This window comes from Solwaraspora sp. WMMA2101 (genome assembly GCF_049179175.1).
In the GTDB taxonomy this organism is placed as follows: domain Bacteria; phylum Actinomycetota; class Actinomycetes; order Mycobacteriales; family Micromonosporaceae; genus Micromonospora_E.
Genome location: NZ_JBMHMA010000006.1, coordinates 5,152,527 through 5,174,198, shown reverse-complemented (window position 1 = coordinate 5,174,198; position 21,672 = coordinate 5,152,527). Strand labels below are relative to the sequence as shown.

The following is a 21,672-nucleotide window of genomic DNA, read 5'->3' as shown; positions in this document are numbered from 1 at the left end:
CGGCAGCAGGTGCACCGGATACGCCCGGCAACGGGGTCAGCCGGTGCCGGAGCCGCTCGGGGTGAAAGCGACCGGCAGGCTGCTGAAGCCGCGCAGGAAGGTCGAGTAGACCGGTCGGGGCTCGCCCACGGCTGCGATCTCCACGACCTGCCGGCGCAGAGCGTCGACGACAGCGGTCACCTCGGCGCGCCCCAGAAAGGCACCGAGGCAGAAGTGCGGCCCATGGCCGAAGGTCAGATGCTTGTTCGGTGTCCGGGCCAGCTGGAAGGTGTCCGGATCGGCGAAGACCTCCTCGTCCCGGTTGGCGGACGCGTTCCACACCGTCACCAGCTCGCCCGCCCGGATGAGCTCACCGCGGATCGTGACGTCCCGGCGGGCGGTCCGCCCCAGGTGCATCGCCGGCGAGTTCCACCGCAGGATCTCCTCGACCGCCGTCTCCAGCGCCACCTCGCCGTCGCGCAGCGCCCGCCACTGGTCCGGGAACTGGATGAAGTTCCACACCGCTCCGATCATGGCCAGGCGACTGGTCTCGTCACCGGCGAGGATGAGGCCGTAGCAGTTCAGTACCGCTTCCTCCAGGCTCAGCGGGGCGCCGTCGACCTCGCCGAGGGCCAGCGCGCTGACCACGTCCTCGCGCGGATCGGCCCGACGCTTCTCGATCAGCCCTCGGAAGTAGAGCAGGATCTCGTTGCGGGCCAGCCAGGTCTCGTGCGCGGGTGCGTCCGGCTCGTCCGAACTGAGCGCCTGCTTGCTCAGCCGCAACAGCTCCGCGTGGTCGGTCGGGGGCACCCCGAGCAGGTCGCAGATCGTCCCGATCGGCAACTGGTCGGCGACCGCCGGGGCGAAGTCGCAACGACCAGCATCCACCGCCGCGCCGACCAGCCGGTCGGCCCGCTGCCGTACCGCCTGCAGCACCGGTTTCAGCACCCGCGGCGAGAACGAGCGGAGCAGCAGCATCCGGACCGCCGTGTGCCGGGGCGGGTCGGTGACCGCCAGCAGTTTGCCGCCGGCGTTGTCGCCACCGTCGAGCAGCGAGGTCAACATGTTGCCCCGGGCCGAGCTGAACGTCTCGGCGTCGCGGTACACCGACAGCACGTCGGTGTACCTGGTCAGCACCCAGAACGCCGGCCCGTGCCGGGTGGCCGGATGCCGGAAGACCGGTTGTTCCCGGCGCAGCCGCCGCCAGACGTCCTCGATGCCCGGATCGGCGAAGGTCGCTGGATCGGCCAGGTTGACATCGACCCGGCCGAGCTCGCCAGCGGCGGAGACCTGTGACATGTTCGCTGCTTCCCTACTCTGCCCGACCCGGCTCAGCCACCGGCCTGGTCCTGTTGCCGCTGGAGTTCGACGGCCTCGTAAAGGGCCTTGATGTTGCTGCTGCCGAAGGTCCGCGCCCCCATCCGTTCGATGACCTCGAAGAAGAACGTCCGCCGCGGATGCACCGATCGGGAGAAGATCTGGAACAGCTGGCCGTGATGGTCCTCGTCGACCAGCACGCTGAGGTCACGCAACTGCTCGACCGGGTGCCCGATCGGGTTGATCCGCTCGCCGAGCAGGCGGTAGTAGGCCGGCGGGGTACGCAGGAAGTCGACACCGTGGTCACGCATCGCGCCCACCGATCCGATGACGTCGGTCGCGGTGAACGCGATGTGCTGGACTCCGGCACCACCGTGGTTCTTGAGGAAATCGTCGATCTGTCCGGGGCTGAGCGAGACGTCGGGCTCGATCAGCGTCAGGGTGACCGCACCGGACCGGCTCTGCACGACATTGGAGTTCATCGCCTGGCTACCGACCACGATCCGCTCGGTGAAGATCATGTTGAAGTCGAGGACCTCGCAGTAGAAGTCGACCGTCGGCTCCAGCTGGCCGGCCTCGAGGCAGACCGCGAAGTGGTCGACGCCCAGCAGGCCGCTCGCCCAGGACGGCCGAACCTCGGTGACTGCGGTGAGCCCGGGCAGTTCCCGCCCGTCGACCCCGGCCGGTCGCTGCACGAAGGTGTGCGCGACGTCGCCGAAGCCCATTATCGTCGCGTGGGTCACGCCGTTGGCCCGCGCCGGTGGTGCCACCGGCCGGGCACCCCGCCGGACCGCCCGCTCGAACGCCGCCGGCACGTCCCGTACGCCGAGCGCGATGTCGGCGACCCCCCAGCCGTGCCGGTCCACGTACGCGGCGGCGGGATGGTCGCCCACCAGTGGCTCGGTGAGGACCAACCGAATCTGCTCCCGGCCGAGCCCGACGGAACGGGCCTCGGCCGTGGTGTCCGTGACGCTCTCGGCGTACACCTCGAAGCCGTAGCCCTCGACGAGCCAGCTGGCGCTGGCCGCCACGTCGTCGACGTAGAACCCGACGTGGTCGACCTGGATGTCCTCGAAGACCCAGTCCTGCGCGGTCACTGTCCCCTACTCCTCACTGTCGACCGGTCAGTTGCCCGAGCTCAGGTACTCGGCCAGTTCACGAGGGCGCTGATCGGTCCAGGTGGCGTCGACGTACGTCAGGCATTCGGCCCGGGACGTCGGCCCGTGCACGACCTCCCAGCCGCCCGGAACAGCGAGGTTCGCCGGCCACAGGCACTGCTGTCCCGCCGCGTTCGACAACACCGAAAAATCTGCCCCGTCATCATCGAATGGATTGGACATGGGCTCCTCCTAGACAATCGAGGGCTGACCAATTCCTGTTGTTGCGCCCTGTCCACCGTCGCATCGATCGCAATCGCCGGCATCTTTGTGGTTGCGGCTCGTTGTCCGTGGCCAGGATCGGCCACGGACAACGAGCCCACCGGAACCGTCGCTACGGCTGTCCGTGCACGCGACGCCTCATCAACCCCACATGCCGACCCGGAAGCACTCCGCGTCCCGCAGGCCAGGTCCGACACATTCCCGGTTGTAGGTGTTCAGCAGGCGCTGGGCGTTGGCGTCGGCCTGCTTGAACCGCCACCACGGATTCGCACCCCGCACCAGCACATCGTCCATGGCGACGACCATCTCGTTCTGAATCGCGTCGAAGGCACCGGTGACCACGCCGAGCCCGGCCGGCGAATTCCTACTGGCCGCGATCTGGTCCAGCGCCACACCCGGCGCAGGATGGTCGGCGAACCAACCTGCACGCTCCAGCAGGTCGACCGATTTCCGGTTCATCGGAAGATAACTGCTGCTCTGGTGCCACCCGGCCGAGTTCTCCGGGCTGTTGACGAACTGCATGAAGGCCAGTGCGCCGTCCTGGGTCCGGCGGTCGAGGCCGGCGCGCAGGAAGAGCGAGTCACCCGAGTTCACGTTGCCGTGACGGCGGGCCTGGCCGTTGTACGGCAGTTCCCCGGCGGCCACCTCGAACCCCGACTGCCGGCCGAACTCGACGAAGGTGTCGCCCTGGTTCGCCGAGTCGAACGTGAACGCTACCTGCTGCCCGACGAACGCCTCGAAGGAGCTCCCCCAGTCCTCCGGCACGCCGGAGTACTGGTAGTAGCCGACCTCGTGCATGCGCTGCCACCAGGTCACGTACTCCAACATCTCGCGGGAGAGCAGGTTGGTCCGAGTGGCCCGCGCGTACCTGCCGTTGCCGTTGTTGGTCAGGTGCCCGCCCTGCTGGGCCACCGCCTGCTGGAAGAACCAGTTGTGGTTCGGCCAGGTCACACAGTGCTGCGGCCCGTCCGGCAAGGCCGCGATCGCGGCGCACGCCCGCTCCAGCTCCTGCCAGGTACGCGGCACCTGCGACACGCCGGCCGCGTCCAGGATCGTGGTGTTGGCGTAGACCAGGCTGGTCATCGCGGTGACCGGCATCGACATCATGTCGCCGCGGTACTCGTAGTACGAGGCGAAATGCGGTACGAGATCCTTGAGTACGACCTTTTCGTCCAGGATCTTTTTCCGGTTACCGATGGCCTGCTCGACCGAGACGAACAGCGGTCTGCCGTTCTTCGCCCGCATGTCGCGAGCAATTTGAGTAGCGTTGTAGTAGTAGTTCGCTACGTCCGGCGGGTTTCCCTCCTGGACCGCACGGTAGACCTCGGCAGGAAGTTCCGTGTGGTAGACGGCCTCGATCTCCACCTGGTACCTGGGGTATTTCTGGTTGAACTCTTCCGCCAGCTGAAGCCGCTGATCGAGGTATCCAGGGAATGGGTAGTCGGCCAGCCACACCTTGATGACCGTAGTTCTTCCGTGTGCACTTGCCGACGCACTGGTGAGACTCTCTGCAGTAATCAGTGAAAGTGCGACCGCAAGGGTCATCAGCGATGCTGTCAGCGCACGGAAACGGCGCATGAATCCTCCAGACAAATCGTCGTCTTGCTGCACCAGGTGACCCAACTTCCCGCGTTCTCGACGTTCATGACAGACCCACTTCACCTCATTTCAGGTTGGCGGACGACAAGCACGCCAGGGCTGTTCCCAGGACGGCGTAAGTCCATGATCCAGGTCCCCCCGGATCAGATCATCTTTGGGATTGCGCTCACCATCTCTAACCAGCGGATGCGGATCCCGCCGGGCCGACGTCGGCGGACTCTGCCGGATCCTGAATCGCAGCAGCCGGAGTGTCCCCGTACGGTGGGACGTGGCGTAGCGCGACGGCGGCGAGAACCGCCAGCCCGATCGACAGAATCGCGCTGAGCAGGGACACGGTGACGAAGCCACTGGCGTAGGCGTCGCGGGCCGGGGCGAGCAGATCCGGGAAGGAACCGGACGTCACCAGGGCGGTGTTCACGCTGTCCAGCACCGTCGCATGCAGGTCGGACGGCACCGCTGCCGGCATGTCACGGGCCAACTCGGCGCGGTACGTGGCTGTGACGACGCTGCCCAGTAGGCCGATTCCGGTCGCCAGACCCAGTTCCGTCGCCGTCTCGGAGGTCCCGGAGGCGATCCCCGCCTGTCTCGGTGGCACCGACCCGACCACGAGGTCCACTCCGAGACCGGCCGGCAGGCCGTTGCCGAACATGGCCAGTGACCAGCCGATCACCAGAACCGGCAGCGCGCCCGTGCCGTCGAGTCGGGTGAGCAGGGCGTAGCCGGCCGCGGCGATCACCAACCCGCCCGCGATCACGAATCCCGGTCGGATCCGACGCGCGAGTACCGGCGCCGTCAGCGATCCGACGATCATGGCCGCCGTCGACGGGATCAACCACACGCCGGCCCACAGCGGCGACAGCCCTTGGACCAGTTGCAGGAACTGCGTCACCGCCAACGTCGTACCGCCGAGCACGACTCCGCCGACGACCAGGACGGCGAGCGCCGGCGGCACCGCCCGGTGCCGGAAGATGCCGAGGTCGAGCAGCGCGTCGTCGCGACGGCGTTGTCGTGCCACGAAGCCGACGGCGAGCCCGACCCCGGCCGCCACCGCCAGCCAGGCCACCAGCGACGACCCGGTCCGCGCGAGTTCCTTGCCGCCGTAGACCGCCAGCAGCACCGCGGCCAGGGCCAGCAGCACGCTCGGCGGGTCCGGCCGCGCGGCCTGCGGGTGACGCTGCTCCGGCAGCAGGACGGGGCCAGCGACCAGCAGGATCGCCATCACCGGTACGCCGATGAGGAACACCGACCCCCACCAGAAGAACTCCAGCAGCACGCCACCGACCAGCGGACCCAACGCGGTACCCGCGATGAAGCAGCTCATCCAGACGGCGACGGCCAACGCCCGCTGGCCCGGGTCGCGGAACATGGTGGTCAGCAACGCCAGCGTCGACGGCATCAGGGTCGCCCCGGCCACGCCCAGCAGTGCCCGGGCGACGATCAACCATTCCGCGCTCGGGGCGAACGCGGCGGCGACCGACGCGGCCGCGAAGACGGCCGCCCCCACCAGCAGCAGCCGGCGGCGTCCCACCCGGTCACCGATCGCGCCCATGGTCAGCAGGAACCCGGCGATCATGAAACCGTAGATGTCGACGATCCACAGCTGCTGCTCGGCGCTTGCCGAGAGGTCGACGCTGATCCTCGGCAGGGCGAGGAACAACACGCTCAGATCCAGCGCGAGCAGCAGTGTCGGCAACGCGAGCACCGCCAGCCCGAGCCACGCACGTCTGGACGCCGTACCGGTCGAGCCGGTGTCTGCCATCTCCGCCCCCTGGTCACGGTGCCGCCACGGTCTGCGGTCAGTGGTCGCATTCGGTGGTCGCGGTCAGCGGTCGCGTTCGGTGATCGCCACGGTCAAGAGCTCGCCGAGCACCGCAGCCGTCGCGCCCGGGTCGTCGGTGAGAAAGAAGTGGCCGCCGTCCATCGGGCGCAGCGTGAACGTGGACCGCGTGTACTCCCGCCAGCCGGCCGCCACCGGCTCCGTGGTCAGCGGATCGGACCTGCCGATCAGCACTGCCAGCGGGACGGACAGCGGGTGCCGTCCGGACGGCGCCCGGTAGCTCGCGGCCAGCGCCAGATCGGCGCGTAGGGCAGGCAGGAACTGCTGCCGCAGGAGCGTGCCACCGGCCCGCTCGGGTAGCCCGCCGAGCTGGCCGATGACGCCGAGCAACTGCTCGTCGTCGAGATCGGCCAGCGGCGGTCCGGCCGGCGGCGCGTGCGGCGGGTGCCGTGCGGCGGCCACCACGATCTCGGGCCGCCGCACGGTGCCGGCCGCGTCGAGGGCGATCGCCAGCTCGTACGCCAGCAACGCTCCCAGGCTGTGTCCGAGAACCGCGTACGGCTCTCCGTCCAGGTGCTGGCGGGCCTGCTCGAGCAGGTCCCGGCGCAGCCCCGGCCAGCGGGCGTGGGTCGGTTCCCGCCAGCGACGGCCACGGCCGGGCAGGTCGAGCGCGACGACACCGACCCGGCCCAGTTTCCGGGCCAGGGCGCGGGACAGCCGGCTGCCGGATCCGCCGGCATGCCCCAGACAGAGCAACTTCATCTACTTGTGCCCCATCTGATGGATCGACAGCGCACGGATCCGGTGCGGCCATTCGGCCCGGACCAGCTGACGGAGCAACGTGCGCCGCGCCTGCGCCACGGCGTCCGCTCCGGTGTCCCGCAGGTAGAGATCCAGATCGAAGCGGGTGCCCTGCTCGGTGCCGTACGAGCGGGTGACCGAGGTGACGACGTTGGGCAGGGAGTTCGCGATCCGCCGGACCGAGGCCAGCGACACTTTCATCCCACCGCTGATGACGAAGTCGCTCAGCCGGCCCCGGAAGAAGAGGTAGCCCTCGTCGTCGAGAGTGAACAGATCCCCGGTCGCGATCTGGTCCGGACCCACCAGGCACGCGCCCGCCCGGCCCTCCGCCACGCCGATCTTGCGCCGCAGGACGGTGTCGGAGGTGACCAGTAGCTCACCGACTCCGTCGGGGCCGACGTTGCGCAGCGACACCTGTACCCCGGACAACGCCCGACCGACCGAGGCGAGCCGGTGCGCCGGTTCCAGATGCGCGGCCAGGGTGCTCACCCGCGGCCCGGCCTCGGTCAGCCCGTAGGTCAGGTAGAGCTCGAGCCCTGCCCGCCGGCCGAGCAGGGTCTCGGCCGCCGCCGGCTCGATGGACTCGCCGCCGACGCTGAGCATGCGCAGCGTCGGCGGCGGTCGCCAGTCTCCCCGCAACAGGTGGCGCACCATGAACGGCGTCAGCGACGAGCTGGTGATCTGGTGTCGCGCCAGCGCCTCGGTGTAGCCGCGCGGGGAGAACGGCGGACCGGTGATCACCAGCCGCGCTCCGGTCTGCAGGCTCGCCATGGCCTGCGCCACCAGCGCGTACGAGAAATTCAGCGGCAGGTTGACCAGCACGCTGTCGCTGTCGCGCAGCCCGACCGAGGCGGCGTGCCGGGCTCCGTTGCGCAGCAACGACGACCACCGGTGCAGGCACCCGCTGGCCGCGCCCGAGGTGCCGGAGGTCAGGATCACCACGTCGCCGGGGTTGTGCCGGTGCGGCTCGATCCCGGACAGCCGCAGCAGACACAGTGGTCCGAGCCGGGTCACGTCGGTGTACTCGAGTTGCGGAATCCGGGCGAGGGTGAGCAGGGTGCGGGCGCCGAACCGCTCGGCGATCTCGCGGATCCGGGCAGCGGGCGTGCCCGGGGCGAGCAGCGCGGGCACGGCCCCGGCGAACAGCACTCCGTAGAAGCACCGCAGCAGGGCCGTCCCGTTCGTGCTCTCGATCAGCACGATCTCGCCGGGTTCGACGCCGGCCGGCTCGAGCCCGTCCACGATCAGCTCGTCGAGCCGCTCGGCACTGTACTCCGGCGTCAGGTCGACCGCGTGCGCCAGATGCGCCCGGACGTCGTCGATGGTCACTGGAAACGCTGACGAGACAGGCATCGTCCTCACCTGGACCGATCCCGGAAGACCCAGCTGTGGACGCTGTGTGTCCCGGCTGGATGGCGTTCGTGTTCGCTCAGGACCGCATATCGGCACGCACCGCTGGACAGCCAGCCGCAGAGCAACGCGGTCGCCACCGGCCGGGCCGCGCCAGGTGGCATGGACAGCATCAGGCTCGGACCACGCAGCCGGTGCTCGATGCAGGCCAGACCGGCGATCGAGCCCGGGTTGGCGGCCGCGAACCGCATCGGCGACACCCGTCCCCGTCCCGCCCCGGCGGCGACCAGCCCCATCGTCGGTCGGGTGGCGTACTCGCTGACCGCCAGCACGCCGATGTCCCGGCCGCTGCCGACGACCACCCGGCCGGCGTCGCGCAGTGCCTCGGCGACCGTGTCGGCGACCAGCCACGCCACCGGGTCGGCGTACCCGGACGCGGTCCGCCGTGGCCCGGTCGGCAGCGGTACCGCCCGGTGCGCGCCGTGGCCGACGACCTCGAGCGGGATGGTCTCAGTGCGCAGCACCGGTGGTCCCTTCGAACACGAGACTGGTGTTGAAGCCGCCGAACCCGAGAGTCAGGCTGACGCCGAGCCCGCTGGCGATCCCGCGCGGCACGCCGGCCGGCACCGGCAGGACCGAAAGCGGCGGTACGCCCTGACCGAGCCCGACGACCGGCGGCACCTGCCCGCTCTGCAACGCCTTGATCAACGCAACCGCCTCGATCGCGCCGGTCGCCCCGAGCGTGTGTCCGAAGGCGCCCTTGGTCGCGAAGACGACCGGCCGCCGGCCGCCCGTGGCGAAGACGCGGTCCAGGCTGGCCGCCTCGACCGTGTCGTTGACCGGGGTGCCGGAACCATGCGCGTTGATCACCGAAACGTCGTCAGGGTCCGCCCCGGCGGCCGCCAGCGACCGGGAAAGCGCCAGGACGACACCGTCGCCGGAGACGTCGGGGGCGGTCAGCCCGGCCGCGTCGTTGGCCGCACCGGCGCCACGGAACGTCGCGTGGACCTCGGCGCCACGGCGCCGGGCGGCGGCCGCCGTTTCCAGCACGACCGCCGCCGCGCCCTCGCCGAGCAGGGTCCCGTCGCAGGAGGGGTCGAAGGGACGCAGCGTACTGGGCGACATGGTGCCCAGCGCGGAGTGACCCAGCCGCTTGGCCTCGGTCAGGATGTCGACGCCGGCACACACGCAGGTGTCGGCCTCGCCGGCCTGGATGAGAGCGGCACCGGCGGCGATCACGTCCGCGCCCGACGAGCACGCGGTGGACAGCGAGACCGGTGACCGGCGTAGCCCGACCTGCGCCGCCGTCTCGGCGGCCCACTGGTGCAGGCCCGGCACGCCGTCGTCGTCGAGGTGGGCGCCGTAGCTGGTCCCGGCGACCAGCAACTGCTCGCCGGCGTCGAGCCGGGCGTCGGTCAACGCCCGGGTGACGGTGCGCACGGCGAGTCGTACCTGGCGTCGGTCCGGCGGCGAACCGTCCGGTGGTCCAGGTAGCGCCGCGGCCCGCAGGTTGCGCAACGGGTACGGCGACGACACCGGCCGCAGTCCGCTGTCGCCGGCGAGCAGACGCCGCCAGACGGCGTCGAGTTCGCTGCCCAACGCTGTCGACCACGCCATGCCGGTGACCACGACGGTGCGGTTCACCACAGTTGACGCCCCAGTTCGGCGACCTTCGTGCGCACCAGCGAGCCGCGGAACGCGGCTACCGGCCGTTGGTCGACCGACGCCCGGCAGGAGAAGTGGAACGAGGTGCCGTAGAGCCGGTCGCACCGCACGTCGAACACCACCTGGTCGCCGGGTACGACGACCCGCATGAACCGGCTCTGGGAGCTGCCGATCAGCGTCAGTTCGTCGTCGGCGAGCGGGCTGGTGCTCAGCTGGTAGAGGATGATGCCGGACTGGGCGAAGGCCTGCATGAGGTGGCTGCCGGGGAACACCGCCCGCTCCGGGAAGTGCCCGGCGATGCTGTCCATCGTGCCGGAGACCGACATCAGGCTGCGCAGATGCGAACCCGCCCGATAGTCGAGCACCCGGTCGATGTAGATCATCGGATGCCGGTGCCGCAGCCACTGCTTGAGTTCGGTGAAGCCCAACGAGGTGTCGGTCTGCTCATCAGCCATCTGGATCTCCGTTCAGGCAGTCCCGCAGCGCCGCGCGCAACGGGTCGGGTAGAGCGGTGGCAGCGCCGTCGCTCCGACGGGTGACACAGATCCGCAGGCTGCCGTCGGCGAGCAGGTCCCCGCCGCGAACGCCGCCCGACTCCCGGTGCACGGCACCGGCGATCTGGCAGTACGCGCCCCCGAGGCGCTGCACCCGGACGGCGATCCGCAACGGGTCGGGGAACTTCGCCGGCGCCCGGTAGCGCACCTGCAGCTCGGTCACCGTCAGATCCAGCCCCGCATCGACCAGCGCGCCCACGCCCACACCGAGTCGCTCCAGGTTGTCGAGCAACGCGGTTTCCAGCAGCGAGGCATAGCGGCTGAAGTGGACGACCCCGCCCGCGTCGGTGTCGACGTGCTCGACCCGGCGCCGGACGTCGTGCAACCCGGTCACGGCTGGCTCTTCAGGAAGGCACGGGACCCGTCGGCGATGCGGCCGATCATCTCGTCCACGTCGAGCGCGGTGGTGATCAGCGGCGGCGCTATGCGCATCGTGGGGAACACGTAGCGCAGACCGTTGGTCCGCCGGCCGGCGCCGGCCATGAACTCCACGTACACACCCGCCTGGATGACGTGTGCGCGCAGCTCACGCAGCCGGGCCGCGGCCCGCTCGGTCAGTTCGACGCCGTGCATGACGCCGGTCCCCCGCACGTCCTGGTACAACGCCGGGAACTGATCCAGCAGCTCACGGCGCAACAGCGCGGTGAGCTGCTGGCCCAGGGACTCGGCGTGCGTCACCAGCTTCTCGGCCGCCATCACCTCGAGACCGCCGCGTACCACCGCGCAGGCCAGTGGACGCAGATCGGAGGTCGCCACCGCTCCGGAGGACCGGACGGTCAGCGAGCGCCGGGCGATGACCATGGACAGGGAGAACGCCCCCATGCCGATGCTCTTGCCGATGACCGTGACATCGGTCGGCACCGGCCCGAGTTCGTCGGCCATGGCGAAGAACCTGCCGGTCTTGGCGAAGGTGAGCACTTCGTCGGCGATCAGCAGCGCACCGTGTCGCTGGCAGCGTTCGCTCAGGTCACGCAGGTAGCCCGGCGGCGGCACGAGGATGCCCGCGTCGCCCTGGACCGGCTCCACGACGACGCCCAGAATCCGGTGGCCGTTGGCGTCGAAGAACTCGGCGAGCGCCTCCGGCTCCCCGAACGGCAGGTGGACGACGCTGACTCCGTACGGACCGGTGGTGTCCAGTTGGGGCAGCCCGGTGCGGTAGTGGCGGCGGTTCAGCATCGGCACCAGACCGCTGGTCCAGCCGTGCCAGGCGCCTTGGAACCCCACGATCAGGTCCCGCTGCGCCCGGCCCTGCGCCGGCCGCAACGTGTGGCGGTCGAACCGGGACTCGAGCAGCAGGCGCAGCGCCAGTTCCATCCCTTCCGAGCCGGAGTTGCGGGCGCTGACGTGGTACTCGCCGTACGGGAAGTGGTCGGTCCACAGCCCGTCGGGGCCGAGCGTCTCCTGCAGCAGGCGGGCCCGCTCGAGCGAGCCGATCTCGTCCGTCGCCTGACCGGCCTGCCGGACGCCGTGGTCGAGCGCCGCCCGGATGGCCTCGTGTCCGGCGCCCAGGCAGGCACTGGCGTAGGAGCCGCTGGCATCCAGCACCGGGTGGACCCGTCCGGCGTCCGGTCCGTCGAGCAGCGCGAGCCGGGCCCGGTTGCCGGCACCGCTGAGCACCGCGTACGGCAGCCGACCGCCCTGGTAGTGGTCGAGATGAAGGTCCTGTCCCCGGCGCAGGAGCTCCAGCTCCGCGGCGGTGATCCGGTCACCGGTCACGACTGCCCCTGCGCAAGCCGCCGGACGAGTGCCGCGACCGACTGCACGCTGTGGAAGTTCTCCGGCGAGAAATCCTCATCGGATATCTTCACGCCGAACATGTCCTCGCACTGGACACGAAGTTCCACGAACGCCAGAGAATCCAAACCGTGAACGGCCCGCAGGCTGTCCCCCACGCCAATCTGGTCGGGCGACGACTCGACCATGATCTCGGAATTCAGGATCCGCCGGATGCCGTCTTCGATCTCCATAGAATCTCTCCATCTCCGACAAGCTCTCCCGTGCCGCATATTGCCATCACCATCGTGCGCGCCCTTCTGCCGACTGGCATCTCCCGTCGTGCGCCGCCACCATCCGGCCAATCAGGATGGGCAGGGAAAACCAGAAAGGCGACGGCCGTGCCACCAAGGACGCGAGCGTCCTTGGATGGCACGGCCGTCGCCTGGCCGGTGGTCGTCGGCGATCGGGCCGGACCGGCGCTGCCGCTACCGCACGACCGCGAACCGGAAGTGGGTCACCTCCGGTGTGTCGACGACAGCGAGCCGCTCCAGCTCGATCATCCCGGCGTCGCCGCCGAAGAGCGGGATGCCGCCGGTGAGCACCACCGGACGCACCGCGAGCCGGATCTCGTCGACCAGGTCTGCGGCAAGGCACTGCTGGGCGATGCTGGCGCCACCGCCGACCACGACGTTGCGCTCGCCTGCGGCGGCGCGGGCCAGCCGGACCGCGTCCGGCACCCCGGTCGAGACAAAGGTGAAGCTGGTGTCGCCCTTGGGCCGGCTGTCCGGCTCGCTGTGGGAGACGATGAAGTGATCGACCTGGAACGGGTTCTCGGCGAACCCGTCCTGACTTGCGCCCATGTCGTAGGTGCGCCGCCCCATCACGAGTGCGCCGGTGCTCTTGATCTGCTCCTCGATCACCGCCTGGTTCACCTCGGACGGGATGAAGAACCAGTCGTGCAGGCCGCCGGGCTCATCGTTGGCCCCGGCGACACACCCATTGATCGACACCGTCATGTCGAGGATGACTTTTCCCATGATACCTCCAGATAGTTGCTCTAACCGGTCAACCAGGACTCAACCTCGTGTATACGACCTAACGTACCACGCCAATGTGTTCGCCGCGCCGGCGTTCCACCGCGACCCACGATGACCCGGAGGCACCGGACAAGCGCATTCTCGGAGTCGCGACAGAAACATATGTCGCGCCACAATCGATCGGTGTCGGGAATCGGGCCCGCACCCTCGAAAGCCAGATCTGCAACCACGAAGGGGGACCGTCGGTGCGCTGGGACGATGTATTCGTCAACGCGGTTGCGGCGTCTCTGGGACGTAGGGAGAGCACCGCTGCGGCGGTCGCTGACGGCCGCTACGACGCAGACGAGATGAAGGCGAGCGGATTCCTCTCCGTCAGCGTCTCGGAAACCGTTCCTCCGGTCGATCTGGCGGTCGAAGCGGGACGGCTGGCAATGGACAGGGCGGACCTGCCGGCCGATCGATTCACCATCGTCACCCATTCCAGTGTCGCGTTTCAAGGCCTCGACGACTTCGCTCCGGCGGCCTACGTCCAACGCCGGACCACCGGCGGGCGCACCAACGCGGTGGAGATCCGGCAGGCGTCCAACGGGGGCCTCACCGCACTGGAACTGGCCGCCGGCCACCTGTCCGCCGGCCCACCGGCGGCGGCCGCGCTGCTGACGACCAGCGACGTGTTCGCGCCCCCCGGCTACGACCGGTACGGCACCAGCGGCACGCTCAACGGCGACGGCGGCACCGCCCTCGTGCTGGCCCGGGGCGGCGGTGTGGCACGTCTGCTCAGCACGGTGTCGGTCGCCGACACCACCCATGAGGGACTGCAGCGTGGTGCCGAGCCGTGGACGAACGTCAACGGGGGCAACGGCTGGCCGATCGACACTGACGCCCGCGTCGCGGGATACGTCGAACAGCACGGCCCGGAGATCTTCGTCGAACTCGTGCGATCGATCTTCACCGCCGAGCGCGAGTCGGTCGTCGGCGCGTTGGCGCAAGCCGGGCTCGGGGCCGACGACATCGACTGGTGGGTCTTTCCCAACATGGGGCTGTCGCTCACCGACTGGGACGCCCGCGCGACGATCGGGGTCGACCAGGCCCGCAGCACCTGGGAATGGGGGCGGCGCACCGGTCACCTCGGTGCCGGCGACCAGTTCGCCGGGCTGGCCCACCTGATCGAGTCCGGCGCCACCCGCCCCGGTCAGCGGATCCTGCTGCACGGCGCGGGCACCGGCTTCACCTTCACCTCGGCCGTGGTGGAGATCCTCACCCAGCCGCAGTGGCCGGCAAGCGCCGGCTGACCGGGCGCGGGAACCGCGCCGAGAAGGGAGACCGACGTGCTGACCCGTGACCGGTTCATCACCATCGTGCGTGACGAGCTCAAGCTGCCGCTGACCGATCCCGACCTTGAGCAGGCGTTCGACCAGCCGATCAGGTGGCGGAGCGTGCAGCGGGTGCGCCTCTACGCCGCCCTGGAGAAGGAGACCGGGCGGCGGATACCGGTGGGACGGCTGTTCGAGGAACAGACGGTCGCCGGCGTCTACCAACTGTTCGTCGCGACGGACACGACGGCAAAGGAGTCCGAGACGTGACATCAGGCCAGACCATGTACGAGTGGTTCGCCGCGTCGGCGCGTCGTCATCCGACGAACCTGGCACTGCGGGCGGACGGTGTGGATCTGACGTACGGCCAGCTCGCGACAGCCGTCGCCGCGCTGGCGGAGCGGCTCGTCCGACACGACGCCGCAGCGCCGCCCCGGGCGATCGGCCTGCTGGGCTCCCGTACGGCGGGGACGTACATCGGATACCTGGCCGCGATGCGACTCGGCGTACCGGTGGTGCCGCTGAACCCGGAGGCCCCGGCCGCCCGGCACGAACGCATCATCACGATGGCCGGCGTCGACCTGCTGCTGCACACGCCCGGCGACCACGACCAGGCCCGCCAGCTGGCGGGCCGCAGCCGGATCCGCAGCTGGCAGGTCGACGACGATCCCCGGGACCTGCCGATCCGTACCGCGGACGAACTCGCCACGGCCGGTCCCGGCCTCGACGATCTCGCCTACGTCGTGTTCACCTCGGGGTCGACCGGCACCCCGAAGGGCGTCCCAGTCCGGCATCGCAACGTCGCCCCCTGGCTGTCCTACGTAGTCGAATACTTCGACGCCGGCCCGGACTGCCGGATCTCGCAGACGTCGGACCTGTCCTGGGACCTGTCGGTCTTCAACGTCTTCGTCGCCTGGGGCTCCGGCGGCGCCGTCGTGGTGCCGGCACGGACCGACCTGCTGGCACCGGCCCGGCACATCAACGAGGACGGAATCACCCACTGGTTCTCCACACCGGCCTCGATCAACATGGCCCGCTGGCTCGGCGACCTCGTCCCGGGCCGCATGCCCTCGCTGCGCTGGAGTCTGTTCGGTGGCGAGCCGCTCACCGTCGACAACGCGCAGGCCTGGCGGGAGGCGGCGCCGAACAGCGCCATCGCCAACGTCTACGGCCCCACGGAGACCACCGTCACCTGCCTCACCTACCGGTTGCCGGACGACCCGGCGGACTGGCCGGTCGTGGCGTTCGGCGCCGTCCCGCTCGGTCCGTCGTACCCCACCGTGGAGTGCGCGGTCATGAACGACCTGGGCCGGCCCGACGCCGAGGGCGAACTGCTGGTCCGTGGCCCACAACGTTTCGACGGTTACCTCGACCCGGCGGACAACGACGGCCGCTTCGTCGTCTGGGACGGTCAGGCGTTCCGGCCGGACACCAGCGCGAACCTCACGCCAGCGCACTGGTACCGCACCGGTGACCGGGTCCGGCTCGAGCACGGTCGGTACGCCTACCTGGGCCGGCTCGACAACCAGGTCAAGGTCAACGGCTACCGGATCGAGCCCGGTGAGATCGAGGCGGTGATGCGGCGCTGCGCGAGCGTCGACGACGCCGTCGTGGTCGCCTGCACGGCGGATGACGGCACCGTCGAACTCGCCGGGTTCTACGTCAGCGAGCGACCCTGCCGGGACGCGCTCCAGACGCACCTGGAAACCCATCTGCCCCCCTACATGATCCCCCGGTGGCTGAGCTGGATGACCACGCTGCCGCTGAATCTCAACGGCAAGGTCGACCGCAAGCGGTTGGCGCAGGAAGCGCTCCACCTGGCCGAGGCCTGACCGGAGTCGGCCCGAGGGCTGGCCCGGAACTGCCCGAGGCCTGACCCGGGGGCGGCCTCGACGCGACGACCCGACCACCGGTCGCTGGACGAGGGTGGGGTGGCGGCACGGTCGTGCCGCCACCCCACCCTCGTCCGTGCCCGGGCCGGTCAGCCGCGCCCGGCGGGGCTGCCGTCGGTGGCGGGAACGGAGACGGCGACCGGGTCACCGCCGTCGGACCCGGGCCCGCCCGGCCCGCCCGGCGTCGCGGCGCCGTGTGCCGCGGCGTCGCCACCGGCCTTCGCGTGGCGCAGGGCCACCAGGGCGACGACCGCCAGTAGCAGGAACAGCGCGGAGCCGACGACCGCAGCGGCGTTGAGGCCGGCGGTGAAGGCGGTGTGGGCCGCGGTGAGCAGCTGGTCGGCCACACCGGTCGGCAGTTCGCTCGCCACACTGGCGGCACCGGTGACGCTCTCCCGGGCGGTGTCCGCCGCAGCGTCGGGTACGCCAGCGGGCACGGTGTCGCTGATCCGGTCGCGGTAGACGGCAGCACCGATGCTGCCCATCACCGCGATACCGATCGCGATACCCAGGTGGTTGGCGGTCTCGGACAACGACGCCGCCGACCCGGCCCGTTCCGGCGGCGCGGATCCGACGACCAGGTCGGTGCCGAGCGCGCCCATCGGGCCCGCACCGAAGAAGGCCAGGACGAAGCCGGCGACCAGCAGCGGCAGGCCGCCGCTCGCGCCAACCTGGGTGAGCAACAGGTAACCGATCGACGTCACGACCAGCCCGGCCGCGATCGGGTAGGCCGGGCGGACCTTCTGCGCCAGGGCCGGTGCCATCATCGAGCCGACGATGATCGCCAGCGTGGACGGCACCAGCCACAGGCCGGCACGCAACGGCGAGAGGCCCTCGACCGTCTGCAGGTAGAGGCTGACCAGGAGGTAGATGCCACCGGTGGTCACCGAGCCGAACATCAGAATGGTCAGCGCCGCGCTGAAGCTGCGGCTGCGGAACAGTCGCAGGTCGACGAGCGGATTGGCGACCCGACCCTGGCGGAGGATGAAGATCGTTCCGAAGACGACACCGATCACGACGGCGAGGACCGCCGCCAGGCCGGCGCCGTGCTGCGCGAACTCCTTGACGCCGTAGATCACCGGCAGGATGGCGGCCAACGACAGCAGTACGCTCGGCAGGTCGAGCCGGCCGGCGTCCGGGTCACGGTACTCCGGCAGCAGGATCGGCCCGAGGACGAGCAGCAACACCATCACCGGGGCTCCCATCAGGAACACCGAGCCCCACCAGAAGGCCTCCAGCAGCGCGCCGCCGACCACCGGGCCGAGCGCACCGCCGACCATCAGGCAGCTGAACCAGACGGCGATGGCGACACCGCGCTGCCTGGCGTCGTGAAACACGTTGCTGATCAACGCGAGAGTGGACGGCATGAGGGTGGCGCCGGCGATCCCCATCAGGGTCCGGGTGGCGATCAACATCTCCGTCGTCTGTGAGTAGGCCGCGACGACGGTCGCGACCCCGAAAGCCGCCGCGCCGATCATCAGGAGCCGGCGCCGCCCGATGCGGTCCCCCAGCGTACCCATGGTGATGAGGAAGCCCGCGAGCATGAACCCGTAGATGTCGAGAATCCACAGCGCCTGCGTGCTGTCCGCGCCGAGGTCGGCGCTCAGGTGCGGCAAGGCCAGGTACAGCACGCTCTGGTCCAGTGAGAGCAGCAGCGTCGGCAGCGCGAGCACGGCGAGCCCGAGCCACTCCCGTCCGGTCGCCCGCTGGCCAGGGCCGCTGGTAGCGGTGTCCTGCATGGCAGATCCTTCCACGTCGATCTTGGTCTCCACGTCGAATCTGGTCACCCGTACAGACCAGCCGGCCGGGGCAAACTCATCGGTGAACGGCCGGTCATCCTGGGTGAATCCGCGAAAGGCTGTCGGGATCGTGCGGTTGGGCGCGCCATCGGGAGCGCTGGTGGACCTTGGTCGCCTACACTCGACGTGGTCAGCAGGGAAGGGATGGCCATGGCGATGACGAAGGCCCTCGTCACCGAGGCCCCGGTGACCCAGACCCCCGGGACGAAGGTCGCCGTCCCGGCGGACTTTCCATCCCTGTCCGCTCCGTTCCGCCGTGAGTTGTTCGTCCACTGCTACCGGATGCTCGGCTCCGTGCAGGACGCCGAGGATCTCGTCCAGGAGACCTACCTGCGCGCCTGGCGGAGCTGGACCGGCTTCGAGGGCCGCGCGTCGCTGCGCACCTGGCTCTACCGCATCGCCACCACCGCCTGCCTGACCGCGTTGGAGAGCCGGGAACGGCGACCGTTGCCGGTCGGGCTGGGCTCGCCGGCGGCGGACCCGGCCGACTCCCTGGACCGCCGCCCCGGCCTCAGCTGGTTGGAACCGGTCCCGGACCATCTGCTCCAGGCCGACTGGAACGATCCGGCGACGATCGTGACGAGCCGGGAGAGCATCCGGCTCGCCTTCGTCGCGGCCTTGCAGCACCTGCCGCCGCGGCAACGCGCGGTTCTCATCCTGCGGGACGTCCTGCAGTGGCGGGCGGCGGAGGTCGCCGAATCGCTGGGCATCACCACCACCGCCGTCAACAGCATGCTCCAGCGTGCCCGGACCAGCATCAACCAGCTGGCACCCTCGCCGGACACCACCGTCGAGCCGAGCGCACCCGAACAGCGCCAGCTGGTCGAGCGCTACGTCCGCGCGTTCGAGTCCAAGGACATCTCGGCCCTGGTCGAGTTGTTCACCGCCGACGCGGTCTGGGAGATGCCGCCGTACGTCGGCTGGTACCGCGGCGGCGACCAGATCGTCCGGCATCTGGCGGCACGTTGCCTGTCCGGGCCGGGTCCGGTACGGCTGGTGCCCGCCTCGGCCAACGGACAGCGTGCCTTCGGCACCTACCTGCCCGACCCGGCACACGGTGGCTACCGGCTGGTGAACCTCCAGGTCCTGACACTGGCGCAGGCGAGCATCACGCACGTCACCGCCTTCGCAGACCCGCCGATGTTCGCCGCGTTCCACCTGCCCCAACGGCTACCCGCCTGAGGTCGCCCACCTCGGCTACGGCCGAGGCGGGCGGCCCGGCTCCGGCTGACGGGACGGTCAGTTCGCCTGGCCGGCACCGGCTGAAACCCGGCGCAGACCCACGGCGGTCAGCGCAGCCTGCCTGACGTCGAGCAACGCGAGCAGGACCGGTGGGTCGAGACTGGTCATCGGGGCGAGCGTCGCGTCGACGGGAACCGGCGCGTCCGGGTACACCACGACCGGCCCGCCACTGCCGACCCAGGTGGGGCCGTCGCCGCCGGTATCCTCGTCGGCCACCCAGTACGCGAGGAGATACCAGACCCCGGTGGGCACCGGCTCGAGCCGGTAGGGGCCGGGCCGGTCGAGCACCGCGCACTGCGCTGGCCGACCCTGCGGTATCCGGTCCGGAAACAGTCCCACGAAGACCTTGCCCTGTCGGCCGTGGTCCTCGGTGCGGATCTCGCCGTACACCGAACCGGTGGAACGGCGGGCCAGGATGTACCGATCAGCGGTGGGCACATCGGTGGTGAAGCCACCGAGACGGCGATAGGCGGTCGGAGACAGCCCGACGCTACGCGAGAACCTGGAGCTGAAAGTCCCGACGCTGGCATAGCCGACCTGAATGCTGATGTCGGCGACCTTGAGGGAGGTCGACAGGAGCAGATGCTTGGCGCGTTGCAGGCGAAGCGCGGACAGAAATCTCCCGGGCGAGACACCTGTCACCCGTTGAAATGCTCTGGAGAAGTGGAATTTGCTGAACAGCGCAGCCCGCGCCATGTCATCGACCGTCAGTTGCTCACCAAGATTCTCCTGCATGTACTCGATTACCCGCTCTGCCGCCTTCTCGATTGCTTCTCCCACCGCGACTCCCCATCTGCCCGCGACGACAAAATATCCTGAATGACGACCAAGAAGGACGCAGGAAAGATGGCTCCTGGCTCATCCTTCCACGAGAACTTCAGAAACATCACCGAAGAAACAAGGGTAACTGGTCCGATTTCGGCCGCCGGTCACCGCAGCCAAGATCGATGCTAGCCCATCAACAGCAACGGAGCAACGATTACCCGATCGACCGATCACAATGAGTAACCGAGGCACCTAAAGGCCGACGTCACCAGACGCATTCACAACGGGTCAGATCTAGCTGGTGGATATCCCCACTATCCATCAAAGATTGACGGAGCAAACAATCGTATTGCACGGTTCGCAACCAGTGTTTCATACCGGACCGATCGGACAAAGCGTCTTCATGTTTACGCAATGAACGACTTCGGTCGCCGCCCAAAGAGCATGACAGGCACCAATATCTCCAAACGAGGGCCAGTGAACGGAAGGAGTGATCGAGCGCGGCAGGGTCCGCCATCACCCGGAAGCAGCATCGATCACTCCCCGTCTTCACACTCCGCAGCGACCTTAAAATCAACCTTAGGTCACCTTTAGTAACTGCAAGTTACACTTAAGGCAATCCTGAAGAAGCCCTTCTCAGTACCATAGCCACCATAGCCGACATAAGCCGCTAGACACTGCTAACGGATATAGATATTAAGTCGGATTAGCGCAGTGCCTTTCTGGAACCAATCCAGGCATGCAACAAGTAGGCCCTTGGTCCGGACGTATGGAAGACTGACCAATATCACTGCCCCTCTACGCCACGGAGCGCGATGCGCATCTCAGAACTGAGCCAGCAGAGTGGGCTCCCGGTCGCCACCATCAAGTTCTACCTACGGGAGGGTCTGCTGCCGCCAGGCAAACGTACGGCCCGCAACCAGGCGGACTATGGCAACGAACATCTCAGCCGGCTGTACCTCATTTCTACGCTGACGGTTGTGGGCCGACTTCCCCTCTCCGCAGTCCGGCAGATCACCGCTGCCGTCGATGACCGGGGCACCAAACTCGATGGACTGTGTCGTGTCATCAACAACGCGCTCGTTCCACTGGACCAGGAGGAGAAGGCCGGCGCGATAGGAACGACAGCGCGCAAGCAAGTCGACGCCTTTGTCGACGGCCTGGACTGGAGCGTCGAGCCGGGCGCACCAGGTCGGTCCACCCTGACTCAGGTGCTGACCGCGCTACGCCTGCTCGGCTGGGAGGACGACGTCGACGTGTTCACCCCGTACCAACAGGCCGCCGCGCAGATCGCCAGTCGGGAACTCGACACCATCCCGGTCGACGCCGACGACGAGCAGGCCGCCGTGATGCTGGTCGCCCGGACCGTGCTCTTCGAGGTCGCCTGGTGCACTCTTCGCGGTATGGCACATGAGCACATCATCGCCACTCGACTCAACGAAGCCAGCAAAACGGACGACTGTCCCTGAATCTTCGGCCGCACGCGA

At 69.2% G+C, this 21,672-nt stretch carries 21 protein-coding genes; 5 read left to right on the top strand and 16 right to left on the bottom strand.

From position 1 onward, the window contains the following. Positions 1–36: 36 nt before the first annotated feature. The 14 genes from ACN28F_RS24605 to ACN28F_RS24540 all read right to left on the bottom strand — a co-directional run bounded on the left by ACN28F_RS24605 (position 37) and on the right by ACN28F_RS24540 (position 13,174). Positions 37–1,278 carry a cytochrome P450 gene (locus tag ACN28F_RS24605; protein WP_421359895.1) on the bottom strand — a complete coding sequence of 414 codons (1,242 nt, stop codon included), beginning with the start codon at positions 1,276–1,278 and terminating at the stop codon, positions 37–39. 32 nt (positions 1,279–1,310) lie between these two features. Then, positions 1,311–2,393, bottom strand: a complete 1,083-nt coding sequence (hppD, locus tag ACN28F_RS24600) for a 4-hydroxyphenylpyruvate dioxygenase (RefSeq protein ID WP_421359893.1) — start codon at positions 2,391–2,393, stop codon at positions 1,311–1,313. 27 nt (positions 2,394–2,420) lie between these two features. Next, positions 2,421–2,636: an MbtH family protein gene (locus ACN28F_RS24595; protein WP_421359892.1), complete on the bottom strand. Its 216-nt coding sequence runs from the start codon at positions 2,634–2,636 to the stop codon at positions 2,421–2,423. 180 nt (positions 2,637–2,816) lie between these two features. After that, positions 2,817–4,298 (bottom strand): extracellular solute-binding protein, encoded by a 1,482-nt coding sequence (locus ACN28F_RS24590; RefSeq protein WP_421359891.1) that lies wholly within the window; start codon positions 4,296–4,298, stop codon positions 2,817–2,819. A gap of 151 nt (positions 4,299–4,449) precedes the next feature. Further along, entirely contained in the window at positions 4,450–6,033 is a 1,584-nt protein-coding gene (locus ACN28F_RS24585) for an MFS transporter (RefSeq protein WP_421359889.1), read from the bottom strand. Between the two features lie 63 nt (positions 6,034–6,096). Beyond that, on the bottom strand, positions 6,097–6,813 hold the full coding sequence (locus ACN28F_RS24580; protein WP_421359888.1) for a thioesterase II family protein: 717 nt from the start codon (positions 6,811–6,813) through the stop codon (positions 6,097–6,099). Beyond that, a complete protein-coding gene (locus ACN28F_RS24575) occupies positions 6,814–8,205 on the bottom strand; it encodes a class I adenylate-forming enzyme family protein (RefSeq protein ID WP_421359887.1) in 1,392 nt (463 codons plus the stop codon). A 5-nt stretch (positions 8,206–8,210) separates the two neighbouring features. After that, positions 8,211–8,726: a beta-ketoacyl synthase N-terminal-like domain-containing protein gene (locus ACN28F_RS24570; protein ID WP_421359885.1), complete on the bottom strand. Its 516-nt coding sequence runs from the start codon at positions 8,724–8,726 to the stop codon at positions 8,211–8,213. Further along, entirely contained in the window at positions 8,713–9,849 is a 1,137-nt protein-coding gene (locus tag ACN28F_RS24565) for a beta-ketoacyl synthase N-terminal-like domain-containing protein (protein WP_421359884.1), read from the bottom strand. The genes ACN28F_RS24570 and ACN28F_RS24565 overlap by 14 nt, the downstream gene beginning before the upstream one ends. Continuing rightward, on the bottom strand, positions 9,843–10,322 hold the full coding sequence (locus tag ACN28F_RS24560; protein ID WP_416552644.1) for a 3-hydroxyacyl-ACP dehydratase FabZ family protein: 480 nt from the start codon (positions 10,320–10,322) through the stop codon (positions 9,843–9,845). Before ACN28F_RS24560 ends, ACN28F_RS24565 begins: the two co-directional genes overlap by 7 nt. After that, positions 10,315–10,755 (bottom strand): acyl-CoA thioesterase, encoded by a 441-nt coding sequence (locus ACN28F_RS24555; protein ID WP_421359882.1) that lies wholly within the window; start codon positions 10,753–10,755, stop codon positions 10,315–10,317. The genes ACN28F_RS24560 and ACN28F_RS24555 overlap by 8 nt, the downstream gene beginning before the upstream one ends. Continuing rightward, positions 10,752–12,137, bottom strand: a complete 1,386-nt coding sequence (locus tag ACN28F_RS24550; RefSeq protein WP_421359880.1) for an aminotransferase class III-fold pyridoxal phosphate-dependent enzyme — start codon at positions 12,135–12,137, stop codon at positions 10,752–10,754. Before ACN28F_RS24550 ends, ACN28F_RS24555 begins: the two co-directional genes overlap by 4 nt. Further along, complete coding sequence (locus ACN28F_RS24545) at positions 12,134–12,388, bottom strand: acyl carrier protein (RefSeq protein ID WP_416552638.1); 255 nt, start codon at positions 12,386–12,388, stop codon at positions 12,134–12,136. The genes ACN28F_RS24550 and ACN28F_RS24545 overlap by 4 nt, the downstream gene beginning before the upstream one ends. Before the next feature lie 234 nt (positions 12,389–12,622). Beyond that, entirely contained in the window at positions 12,623–13,174 is a 552-nt protein-coding gene (locus ACN28F_RS24540) for a dihydrofolate reductase family protein (protein ID WP_416552636.1), read from the bottom strand. A 74-nt stretch (positions 13,175–13,248) separates the two neighbouring features. On the opposite strand from ACN28F_RS24540, the gene ACN28F_RS24535 reads away from it, so the two are divergent. The 3 genes from ACN28F_RS24535 to ACN28F_RS24525 are packed head-to-tail and all read left to right on the top strand — an operon-like array spanning position 13,249 to position 16,319. After that, a complete protein-coding gene (locus ACN28F_RS24535) occupies positions 13,249–14,466 on the top strand; it encodes a ketoacyl-ACP synthase III family protein (RefSeq protein WP_421359878.1) in 1,218 nt (405 codons plus the stop codon). 36 nt (positions 14,467–14,502) lie between these two features. Continuing rightward, the gene (locus ACN28F_RS24530) at positions 14,503–14,757 is read left to right on the top strand and encodes an acyl carrier protein (RefSeq protein ID WP_421359876.1); all 255 of its coding nucleotides are present in this window, start codon (positions 14,503–14,505) and stop codon (positions 14,755–14,757) included. Beyond that, on the top strand, positions 14,754–16,319 hold the full coding sequence (locus ACN28F_RS24525; protein WP_421359875.1) for an amino acid adenylation domain-containing protein: 1,566 nt from the start codon (positions 14,754–14,756) through the stop codon (positions 16,317–16,319). The genes ACN28F_RS24530 and ACN28F_RS24525 overlap by 4 nt, the downstream gene beginning before the upstream one ends. A 149-nt stretch (positions 16,320–16,468) precedes the next feature. Here the strand turns inward: ACN28F_RS24525 and ACN28F_RS24520 are convergent, their stop codons facing one another. Then, entirely contained in the window at positions 16,469–18,118 is a 1,650-nt protein-coding gene (locus ACN28F_RS24520; RefSeq protein WP_421359873.1) for an MFS transporter, read from the bottom strand. A 216-nt stretch (positions 18,119–18,334) separates the two neighbouring features. Between ACN28F_RS24520 and ACN28F_RS24515 the strand changes: the two genes are divergently transcribed. Further along, complete coding sequence (locus ACN28F_RS24515) at positions 18,335–19,360, top strand: sigma-70 family RNA polymerase sigma factor (protein ID WP_421361493.1); 1,026 nt, start codon at positions 18,335–18,337, stop codon at positions 19,358–19,360. Positions 19,361–19,417: 57 nt separating this feature from the next. Here the strand turns inward: ACN28F_RS24515 and ACN28F_RS24510 are convergent, their stop codons facing one another. Then, positions 19,418–20,200 carry a helix-turn-helix domain-containing protein gene (locus tag ACN28F_RS24510; protein WP_421359872.1) on the bottom strand — a complete coding sequence of 261 codons (783 nt, stop codon included), beginning with the start codon at positions 20,198–20,200 and terminating at the stop codon, positions 19,418–19,420. Positions 20,201–21,000: 800 nt separating this feature from the next. Between ACN28F_RS24510 and ACN28F_RS24505 the strand changes: the two genes are divergently transcribed. Further along, complete coding sequence (locus ACN28F_RS24505) at positions 21,001–21,654, top strand: MerR family transcriptional regulator (protein ID WP_421359871.1); 654 nt, start codon at positions 21,001–21,003, stop codon at positions 21,652–21,654. The last annotated feature ends 18 nt before the right edge of the window (positions 21,655–21,672 follow it).

What these genes read in the sequence shown, in the direction of transcription:
- ACN28F_RS24605 (WP_421359895.1), bottom strand. Translation starts at nt 1,278, where the DNA reads ATGTCACAGGTCTCCGCCGCTGGCGAGCTCGGCCGGGTCGATGTCAAC.
- ACN28F_RS24595 (WP_421359892.1), bottom strand. Translation starts at nt 2,636, where the DNA reads ATGTCCAATCCATTCGATGATGACGGGGCAGATTTTTCGGTGTTGTCG.
- ACN28F_RS24585 (WP_421359889.1), bottom strand. Translation starts at nt 6,033, where the DNA reads ATGGCAGACACCGGCTCGACCGGTACGGCGTCCAGACGTGCGTGGCTC.
- ACN28F_RS24580 (WP_421359888.1), bottom strand. Translation starts at nt 6,813, where the DNA reads ATGAAGTTGCTCTGTCTGGGGCATGCCGGCGGATCCGGCAGCCGGCTG.
- ACN28F_RS24575 (WP_421359887.1), bottom strand. Translation starts at nt 8,205, where the DNA reads ATGCCTGTCTCGTCAGCGTTTCCAGTGACCATCGACGACGTCCGGGCG.
- ACN28F_RS24560 (WP_416552644.1), bottom strand. Translation starts at nt 10,322, where the DNA reads ATGGCTGATGAGCAGACCGACACCTCGTTGGGCTTCACCGAACTCAAG.
- ACN28F_RS24545 (WP_416552638.1), bottom strand. Translation starts at nt 12,388, where the DNA reads ATGGAGATCGAAGACGGCATCCGGCGGATCCTGAATTCCGAGATCATG.
- ACN28F_RS24540 (WP_416552636.1), bottom strand. Translation starts at nt 13,174, where the DNA reads ATGGGAAAAGTCATCCTCGACATGACGGTGTCGATCAATGGGTGTGTC.
- ACN28F_RS24535 (WP_421359878.1), top strand. Translation starts at nt 13,249, where the DNA reads ATGTGTTCGCCGCGCCGGCGTTCCACCGCGACCCACGATGACCCGGAG.
- ACN28F_RS24520 (WP_421359873.1), bottom strand. Translation starts at nt 18,118, where the DNA reads ATGCAGGACACCGCTACCAGCGGCCCTGGCCAGCGGGCGACCGGACGG.
- ACN28F_RS24515 (WP_421361493.1), top strand. Translation starts at nt 18,335, where the DNA reads ATGACGAAGGCCCTCGTCACCGAGGCCCCGGTGACCCAGACCCCCGGG.
- ACN28F_RS24505 (WP_421359871.1), top strand. Translation starts at nt 21,001, where the DNA reads ATGCGCATCTCAGAACTGAGCCAGCAGAGTGGGCTCCCGGTCGCCACC.